Here is a 9,194-nt window from a genome sequence, read left to right as displayed (position 1 = left end):
GCCTCGGGCCGCACTGTCGTTGTCCGCGTCGACGTACGCGTGGTAGTGCGGGTCGTCGTCCGAGTGGCCGGTCGCCTCGTAGTGCTCGACTTCCGGGAACGGTCGCTGCCCGAGTTGCTCGAACCACAGGACTTGAAGTACTTCGAGACCAATGCTGACGGGAACGAACTCAGCACCGATTGCGGCGCGCACCCGCTGGGTCCGTAACCAGTGGTAGACCACGTTCCGTTCACCAAGTGGATCACTGAACCATCACCGCTGCCAGTCGGCTTAGACACAACCGCCCAGTCTCCGTAGCAGTCCAGGTGATTCACTCCATCCCAACCCAGATCACTGGCGATGTCGCTCTTCGAGCAGGATGATCCGCTCGTCGCCGGCACCACCTGGCTTTCTCTCGTCGTGGTCGACGACGAGGTGGTCCACCCCGCGGTGCCCGGGGTGGAAGTCGAGGCAGTCTCGGTGGCGATCACGTAATCGTCATCGCCACCGGCAAGTAGTAGTCCCACGCCTCCGGCAGCGAGCAGGACGACGGCCCCGATCGCCACGCCGATCACGATCGGCCAGGTCTTCTTGCGAGGCTGCTGCTCGGTGGGCTGATTCCAATGCGATGGATCGCCCTGCCCATACCACCGAGCCTGACCTGCTCCCGCAGCTGCGCCCTGATTGTCGAACCAGTCGATCGCCTCAAACTGATTCGTCTCAGGGTCCGGAGGCGAGTTCCAATCCTCCCAATCCGAACCTCCGGCCCCGGAAGCCCCCCAGCCACCATCGTTACCGTTGGTCATCGTTCGGAACCTCTCCCACAAGCGTCATTACGGCCATTGGACTGTCAGCAAGCCCAGGAACATAAGTCTCGCTTCGCGAAGAGTGGAGTGTCACGCCCCACGGAAAAATCATGCCTTCGTACGACACGCAGGCCAGCGGATGAACATCAGTTGGGGTTTGCAGCACCGGCTACCTGGTCAGACGTCCGGCGGCCGGTGCCGTCCAAGGTGAGGTCTGGGGCCGCCGGCGATTACCGGGTGAGTTGGCCGGCCACCACGTAGTCGTCGCCGGCCGGGCGGTACTCCGCGGCCACCGAGGTGTCCGATCCGCGGGTGACTAGCCAGGTTCCCGGGCTGTCGCATCCGCCCGAGGTGATGTGCTCGCGGTAGACGCGCGCCCCGTTCTGGTTGCCGGTCGGGGTGAGCGTGCCGCTGCAGCCCAGCTCCGGGTACCTCACGGTGGAGCCGGTCGAGGAGAAGGTCATCTGCACTTCGTAATCCCGATCCGACTGCCGGGTCCCACGCTGGACGAGCGTGCCCGAGTAGGTACCGGAAGCCGGGGCGACCTCGTTGGAGTTCTCCCCGTCCGGAGCATCCTGCCCGGTGGTGGCGGGCTCGGACGACGCGGGATCGGAGGGTTCCGCCGCAGGATTGCCATCCTCTTGGTCCGAGCCGGGGGCCGTGCTCTGACCCGGGGCGTTCGTGGGGGTGGGGGCGGCGTTGTCGTCGTCGTCACCGGGACCGTCACCGCCGGCCCCGCCGGAACCCTCCTCCGACGGCGCCGCGGAGGTCACACCCGCGGGATCCGAGGCGTCACCCGAGTCGCGGTCGAGCACCACGAACGCGAGCAGGGCGATCAGCGCGCCGGCCAGGACGCCGATCAGCGTGATGAGCAACCACTTCGGCGGGCCGCCGTTACCGTTGCCCTTGGGCGGCGTGGCGCCCGCGTCGTCCCAGTCGCCGGGTTGCTGGCCGCCATATCCCTGACCGCCGTATCCCTGGCCGCCGGGAGCTCCCTGCCATCCGGCCGGGCCCGCTGCGGTGGTGTCGCCCCACGCCTGGTTATGGCCCTGTGGATTCTGGCCGCCGGAAGCGCCCTGCCATCCGCCGCCGTCCCACGTCTGGTCCTGCCACCCGCCGGGGGACGGATCGCCCTCGCCACCACGCCAACCACCCATGAACGCCTCCTCGACAACCGGTCGACCACCCGAGCCCGCTGACTCCTGATCATGACACTCACCGGCGCCGGACGAGCCCGATACGCGCCCGATACGACGGCAAAACGGCGACACCGATCCGGGCGGGCCGCCCCGGGAGCGGCCCCGGGATCGCCCCCTTGCGCAGAACAGGCGAGCGCTCGCGGCGGATCGGGGCGACAATGGGACGCACGAGAACCGGAGGTGTGGAATGAGAGACGGCGTCGTGGTGGACATGGGCGGCAGTGGGACGCGCATCGGCGCGGTCGAGGACGGCCATGTGGTGAAGGTGCACAGCGCCCATGTGGCCACCGCGGAGGATCTCGCGGCGGCGATCCTCGACGTCAATCCCTCCCCCGGCGGCGTGGGCGTCTCCATCAACGGCAGCGTCGACGCCGACCGCGGCCGCGTCTTCGCCTCCCGCGCCGCGGCCTGGGCCGAGGGCGACCTGCGCACCGAACTCGTCGCGCGCGTCGACGCCCCGGTCTCGGTGATCGGCGACGGTGACGCCCACGCCCTGGCCATCACGCGGCTGCCGAACGTCCGGTACGGCGGCATCGCCCTGTCGCTCGGGGCGTCGCTCGCGTTCGGCGCGCTCAACAGCCACGGCGCCCTCATCCACCCGTGCGGCGTCACCGGCTGGGACCTGGGGCACTGGCGGATCGTCGACGACAACACCAACACCGAAGCGTGGTGGGCGCTCGGCGGGCACGGCCTGTACGACCTCGAGCGCGAGCACGGCGACGACGCGGCCGATCTGTATGCCTACCGACTCGCCTCGTTCCTGGTCGACACCGTCCAGATGTTCCGGCCGCGGACCGTGCTGCTCACCGGCGGGATCGTCGTGGGCCTGGCTGAGGCACTGCACGGGCCCGTCGCCGAGCAGTTGCAGACCCTGCCCAACTCGGTGCCGACGCCGCGGGTCGTGTACTCGCCCTCCCGCGACACGGCCCTGTTCGGTGCGGCCGTCGCGGCCGGGCTGGCGTTGCCGGAGATGCGGTAGGCCATCGCCCGGACTTGCCGGGCCTTGCCGAAGCGTTCCGGTTGCGGTCGTCGGGCTGATCTCCGGCTATTCCAACAGTCCTCGCAGGTCGTCGGCGGTAAGCGCCGCCGAGAAGTGCTCGCCGCTGTCGAGCACGGAGGCGAAGAGCTCAGCCTTGCGGCGCTGCAGTTCCACCACGCGCTCCTCGATGGTGTCGCGGGCGACCATCCGGTAGACCAGCACCGGGCGGGTCTGGCCGATGCGGTGGGCGCGGTCCACGGCCTGGGCCTCAGTGGCCGGGTTCCACCACGGGTCGAGCAGGAACACGTAGTCGGCGCCCACGAGGTTCAGGCCCACGCCGCCAGCCTTGAGGCTGAGGCAGAACACCTGCGCCCCGCCCTCGGTGAACTCGCCCACCGCGCCGGCGCGGTCGGAGGTCTTGCCGTCCAGGTGCGCGACCGAGATCCCCTCGGCGCGCAGGCGGTCCACCACGGTGTCGAGGTAGGTGGTGAACTGGCTGAACACCAGCGCCCGGTGCCCCTCGGCCACCACCTCCCGCAGCGCGCTGACCAGCTCGTCGGTCTTGGCGGAGGCCACGTCGGCGTGCTCCGGATCGACCAGGGAGGCGTCCAAGCAGAGGCGGCGCAAGACGGTGAGGCCGGCGAGGATCGAGATGCGGTTGCCGTCGAAATCGTCGAGCAGCGCGAGCAGGGAGGCACGCTGCCGGGCGAGTTCCCGCTCGTAGATCCGGCGGTGGGTGGCCGAGAGTTCGACTTCCATCACCGCGTCGGTGCGCGGCGGCAGGTCGCCCGCCACGAGTTCTTTGCGGCGGCGCAGGAGGAACGGCCGCAGCCGGCGGCGCAGCCGCTGCAGGGCCTCGGTGTCGCCGTGCTTCTCGATGGGCGTGCGGTACAGCTCGCGGAAGTCCCGGGCGTCGGGCAGCACGCCGCGACACGAGAGCGCCGAGACCGCCCACAGCTCGGTGAGGTTGTTCTCCATCGGGGTGCCCGTGACAGCAAGCAGAAAGTCCGCCCGCAGCCCGGCGAGAGCGGCGAACAATTTGGAGGCGGGGTTCTTGGCCTGCTGCGCCTCGTCCAGGATGACGCCCGCCCACTCGACAGCCGTATAGGACTCGGAGTCCAGACGCAGGACGGTCGAGGAGGTCACCACGATGTCGTGCGCTGCCGCGTCCTCGGCGACCGTGCTGGCCGACTTGGCCTCGGTCGCCGAGCGCCTGGCCACGCGCAGGGACGGCACGAACTTGCGAGCCTCGGCCTCCCAGTTGGGCACCACCGACGAGGGCGCCACGACGAGAAACGGCCCCGGCGAGGCGTCCGGAGTGGAGCCCACGCCGCCGGCATGGGTGAAGGTCTCGTGGGCGTGCGCGATGAGCGCGAGTGACTGGATGGTCTTGCCCAGTCCCATGTCGTCGGCCAGGATCCCGCCGATCTTGTGCCGCCACAGCATGGCCAGCCAGTCGAGTCCCTGCTGCTGATATGGCCTGAGTTCGGCCTGCAGAGCGGCGGGCACGGGCACCGGATCTGGTTTGTCCCTGGCGAGCTCCATCAGCGCCTTTGCTCGTCCGGTCGGCGGGGCAAGATCGTCGGCGAGTTCGGCCAGGTCCGCCAGCAACCCGGCCTGCCCCAGCCCGATCTTGATTCCGTCTCCCTTCGGCGCACGGCCCTCGCGATCGGCGGAGGCGGCCATGGCCTCCTCCAGCAGGACCTTGAGCTCGCCGAACCGCTCGAGATCTATCGGCACCAGCACGCCGTCCTCGGTGACGATCTCCTCCTGCCCGGTCACCACCGCCTGGAAGATCGCGGCAAACGGAATGGGTCGGCCCTCGACCGTCACCGACACCGACAGGCCGAGCCAGTCGATGCCCGAGCCCTCCTCCTCGGTGGCCACGTGGACCTGCAGCCCCTCGGTGGCGCGGCGGATCGCGGGGACGTCGTCGGTGAGCGTCACGCGGATCCCCTCGAGCGACTCCAGGACGGGAACACCGTCGGCAAGTACCTGCCCTGCCTCGTGCCCCGCGACCCGGTATTCCCCGACCTGCAGGAGCCAGTCCCACTCGGTCGCCTCGACGGACTCGGCGAGCGCGATCGCGTAGCCGTCTCCGCCGAGCGGCCCCTCGTCGGTGAAATCGTTGATGTTCAGCGGCCGCCTGCGCAGGGCCTCGGTCCCGTCCGGCATGCGCAACACCTCGACGTGATTCCACAACAGGATCAGATCCAAGCCGGTATGCGGCCGGAGCCGCTTGCCCCGAATATCGGCGACCGTGACCGGCCGGATGGACAGTTCCAGCTCCACCCGATCGAAACGGGGAAGCTCAAGGCGGCCCACCGGGTCGTGGACCGGGTAGTGATCGGCCAGATCAGGCAGGAACTCGGCACAGAATTCTCCGACCGCCTCGTCGGGGATCCGCAGCTCCCGCCACTCGCGCAGGCGGTCGGCCAAGCCCGGGTTGAGCCGCCCGACCGTGGACAGCTCCAGCACGCGATCGCGTATCACCGCCACCAGGTCCCCGCGTTGGCCGACAAGCGCGCCGGGAAGCGGCCGACCGGAAGCGTCAGACTCTCCGCGCACCGTGTACTGATCGTCCGCCCGGTGGGTGCCGGCGGTCGCGCCGCCGGAGGTGCTGCCGGCGTTGTCGTCGTCGTCCACAAGCTCTTCACCCGGGTCACCACCCTCGCTTCCGGGGTGACCACCGTCGGTGCCGGGCATCGGGACGGCCGCGGCGACCACCACCAGCTCGGACCCGTCGGGGCTCCACGTGGTCAGGCCGACGCGGCGCCGCGGGCCCTGCCTGACGTCGAGCAGCCCGTCGCCGGGGACGATCTCGACCTCCGACTCGGCTGCGGTAGAGATCAGGGGCCAGAGGGCAGGCACCTCGGCGTCGCACAGGTCGAGCCACACGCGGGCCTGGCGGTCACTGCGCGCGATCGCGTCCACGGCCCGGAAGAATCCGGACTGCGCGTGCGACATCCCGCCGTCCCAGCCGTACCGCAGCCGGTCCCACTCCACGCCCGCCGATTTCCAGCGCCCGCCCTTGCCCGGCACCACGATCCGCGCCTTGAGCCGATTCCCGAGCCCCGGCTGGATCCCCTCGGCGGCGGAGAGAGGATCGGTGTCGTCCGCCACGAGCGACAGCTGCAGCCCGATCAGCGGGGACTCCTCGATTTGCTGAGGCCGCGCGAGCGCGCGCATCGACTGCTCGGCCCGCCGCCGCCAGGTGGGGACGGTGGCGTCCTGCGCCAGCTCGCTGACGTACAGCAGGAGCGCCGCGGCGTGCTTGCAGTCCAGCGCGACCGGGCAGGAGCACAGCGCGCGCGTGGGCCTGGCCGCCCCGTCGGGTTCGGTTGGCGTGAGGTGGACCGTCGTGGAATACCAGTCGCGGCCACTGCCCTTGACCTCGGCGCTCAGGCGGTGGTCCTTACCGCGGTAGGTGACGCGCCGGATCTTGTCGCCGTTCGCGTAGCCGCGGGCACGCCCCAGGGCGGCAGAACCCACCAGGGATGCGATCTCGGACTCGGGGACCCACACGTTGGACTGGAGCACGCCGCCAGGCTAGAGGACGACGACGACAACGTCCGTCCCACACCGGCCCCGTGGCCCGTGGCTGTGGATACGGACAGGCCTGTGGAAAATCCTGCGCGCGGCCGGAGCGTGGAAGGCTCAGGCCTGCGCGGCCGGCGCGTCCTTGGCCGCCTCGACCCGGCTGGCAAGGCGATGCTCGGCGAAGATCACCACGGCAACAATGATCGCGCCGCCGATCGCGGCAGCCACGACCACCGGCCAGTTGTCGTCGGGGCCGAAGACCGAGCCCACCTCGTCGTCGCGCCACGGCCACAGGGCTCGCAGCGAGCCGATCATCAGACCCACCATCACGATGAGCGTGGGCTTGCGGAAGTCCTCCATCAGCCGGTCCAGGACCTTGACGAACAGCGCGATGCCGACAAAGGCACCGGCGGCGAACACCAGGATGTACGGGATGTTCCGGTCGCTGACGGCGTTCATCGTCGGCGCGTACAGCCCCATCGCCATGAGCAGGAACGAGCCCGACATACCGGGCAGCACCAGAGCGCAGATCGCGACTGCCGCGGCCACGAATACCAGCAGGTAGGACGGGTCGCCGATCTCACCGCGCGGCAGACTGGTCAGCGAGAACGCTAGGACGGCGCCCACGATGAGCATCAGCGCGAGCGCCCAGGTCCGGCCGCCCGGGGTCCGGCGGGCCATATTCAGCGGCACGAAGATACTCATCGCCACCATGCCGAAGAACAGCCCGCTGGAAATTTCGGGCTGGTTCTCCACAAAGCTGCCGAGCACGCCGGCCATGGTGAAGACCATCGCGAGCATGCCCAGCGCGAGCATGCCGAGCAGCCACCAGTCGGCGTGCCGGAACGCGGCCTTGGTCCGGGCCGCACGGTCCTTGCCGAGCACGGCCGAGCGCATTCCGTCGACGATGTGCGAGCCGGTGTCGAGCAGTCGCGGGTACACGCCCACCACGAGCGCGACAGTGCCGCCAGAGATGCCGGGGACCAACTCGGCCATCCCGATCAGCGCGCCCCGGACCACGTTGCCGACAGCTTCGATCGGGCCTGGCCGGGTGGGAACCGGGGAGGCGGGATCGAGGTCGGAATCCGCGACGGGATCGTGGTGCACCGACTCCGGATGTGCGTGGGCGGAGGAGGCCGGATCGACGGGCCGGGGATCTCCGGACTCGGAGTCGGGGCGGGAAGACTCGACAGACATTCCTCTACTTTCCCCGACAACCGGCCGAAGCGGCTAACCGCCACTCGTCCACAGGCCAGAACTGTGATCAACCCGTCACCGGACGGGCGACTAGAATCGTCCTTCGAGTTCCGCGCCGACCATCGCGCGGACCCGCGGGAGAGGAGCGTGCGCCATGCCGATGCACTATCCCCCGCTCTCTGACGGCACCTACCGCTATGGCGACCCGCCACAACCGCTGCCCTCCCCAGAACCCGGGCCCGAACCGTTCCCCGATCCGGCGTCGCCTTTCGCGGGGGCCCAGCCCATGGCAGCGCCGCAGGGACAAGCGGGCCAGACGGGACAGCCGGGCCAGCCAGCACTTCCGTATCAGGGCCAGCCAGCTCCGCCCCAAGGCCAACCGACCCCGCCGTACGGCATGTCCCCGCAGGAGCCCACCGGCCCGTGGCGCCCTGGCGGTCCCGCCGGCCTGGCCCACCCTGGCACGCCCGCTTCCTCGACGCTGGCCAGGACGTCCGGGTCGCGTGGCCCACTCGTCACGGTGGCGGCGATCGGGGTGTTTGCCCTCGTCGTCGTCGTAGTTTTTGGTTTTTCCCTCCTCGGCGGTGACGACGACTCCACCCCCGCCGCGCAGAACCCGTTCGGACGCTCCGACCCACCGCCGCCGATCCCCGACTCGGGCGAGTTCACCGTCGACGGCACCTTCACGGTGGTCTCGACCCGCGCCGACCCCGTCTCCGGCGACCGCACCAGCTGCGACCTGCCGCTCTCCCTGTCCGACATCGGCGAAGGCACGACCATCACGCTGCGCGAATCCGGCATCGGGGTCGAGGCCCGCACCAAGCTGGCCTACAGCGGCGGCGACCTGTCGTCGTGCACCTTCACCTTCGAGTTCCCCGACATCGAGCCCGGCGGCACGCTCTACCGGATCGAACTCCCGGGCCGCGGCCAGCTGGTCTACACGGAAGACGAACTGCGCGCGGGGGTCGACATCACGCTCGGGCAGTGAGGCGGCCGGTCGGCGCTAGGCTGGGGTTACTCGTGAATTTGACGACGACGACAACGACCATCGGCCACGGTGGGCAGCGACAAAGACGGGACGGGAGGCGCAGAGGTGGGCAAGAAGAAGCGCGGACCGGATGAGGGCGCGGACCCGGACACCGTGGGCGGCCCCGGCGACCTGACCGGCTCGGCAGGCCCGGCCGGCTCGGACAGTTCGGACGGCTCCGACGACGACTACCGCCTCCCGGCCGTCGAGGAGGTCGTGGACGACATCGATCTCGACCCGTACCTGGGCCGGCGCCACGATCCGCTCGCGGGCCCGCTCGACGAACCCGTCACCGTGGACGACGACGCGCCGCCGCTGTTGGTGCTGCGCGACCTGCTGGAGGACGAGCGGTTCCCCGAACTGTTCGCCCAGACCCTGCGCGCCGCCGACCCGGATTTCCGGGAGTTGTTCCCGCGCGACGCCACGCCGGTGCTGCGCCAGTTTGTGCGCGCCATGTCATGGGCACT

General features: G+C 70.0%; 7 protein-coding genes and 1 pseudogene. 4 read left to right on the top strand and 4 right to left on the bottom strand.

The features are described 5' to 3' along the window. On the bottom strand, positions 1-192 hold a 192-nt coding region (locus G6016_RS07640; RefSeq protein ID WP_182632071.1), incomplete at its 3' end, for a hypothetical protein. A gap of 147 nt (positions 193-339) precedes the next feature. Here G6016_RS07640 and G6016_RS17520 point away from each other — a divergent pair. Next, positions 340-474: a hypothetical protein gene (locus G6016_RS17520; RefSeq protein ID WP_277815125.1), complete on the top strand. Its 135-nt coding sequence runs from the start codon at positions 340-342 to the stop codon at positions 472-474. 541 nt (positions 475-1,015) lie between these two features. Here G6016_RS17520 and G6016_RS07635 read toward each other — a convergent pair. Continuing rightward, positions 1,016-1,942: a hypothetical protein gene (locus tag G6016_RS07635; RefSeq protein WP_182632070.1), complete on the bottom strand. Its 927-nt coding sequence runs from the start codon at positions 1,940-1,942 to the stop codon at positions 1,016-1,018. 229 nt (positions 1,943-2,171) lie between these two features. Between G6016_RS07635 and G6016_RS07630 the strand changes: the two genes are divergently transcribed. Next, positions 2,172-2,963 carry an acetate and sugar kinases/Hsc70/actin family protein gene (locus G6016_RS07630; protein ID WP_182632069.1) on the top strand — a complete coding sequence of 264 codons (792 nt, stop codon included), beginning with the start codon at positions 2,172-2,174 and terminating at the stop codon, positions 2,961-2,963. A 66-nt stretch (positions 2,964-3,029) separates the two neighbouring features. Here G6016_RS07630 and G6016_RS07625 read toward each other — a convergent pair whose 3' ends face one another. Then, positions 3,030-6,503, bottom strand: a complete 3,474-nt coding sequence (locus G6016_RS07625; RefSeq protein ID WP_182632068.1) for an SNF2-related protein — start codon at positions 6,501-6,503, stop codon at positions 3,030-3,032. A gap of 117 nt (positions 6,504-6,620) precedes the next feature. Next, complete coding sequence (locus G6016_RS07620; RefSeq protein ID WP_182632067.1) at positions 6,621-7,700, bottom strand: DUF368 domain-containing protein; 1,080 nt, start codon at positions 7,698-7,700, stop codon at positions 6,621-6,623. Between the two features lie 397 nt (positions 7,701-8,097). Between G6016_RS07620 and G6016_RS07615 the strand changes: the two genes are divergently transcribed. Both G6016_RS07615 and G6016_RS07610 read left to right on the top strand, forming a co-directional pair. Then, positions 8,098-8,688 (top strand): hypothetical protein, encoded by a 591-nt coding sequence (locus G6016_RS07615; protein WP_182632066.1) that lies wholly within the window; start codon positions 8,098-8,100, stop codon positions 8,686-8,688. 69 nt (positions 8,689-8,757) lie between these two features. Continuing rightward, positions 8,758-9,194, top strand: a pseudogene (locus tag G6016_RS07610) (hypothetical protein); the annotation flags it as partial.

It is taken from the genome of Dietzia aerolata (assembly GCF_014144865.1).
GTDB classification, from domain to species: Bacteria; Actinomycetota; Actinomycetes; order Mycobacteriales; family Mycobacteriaceae; genus Dietzia; species Dietzia aerolata.
Note: the sequence above shows the minus strand (reverse complement) of the source record. Positions and strands in the feature narration are given on the sequence as shown.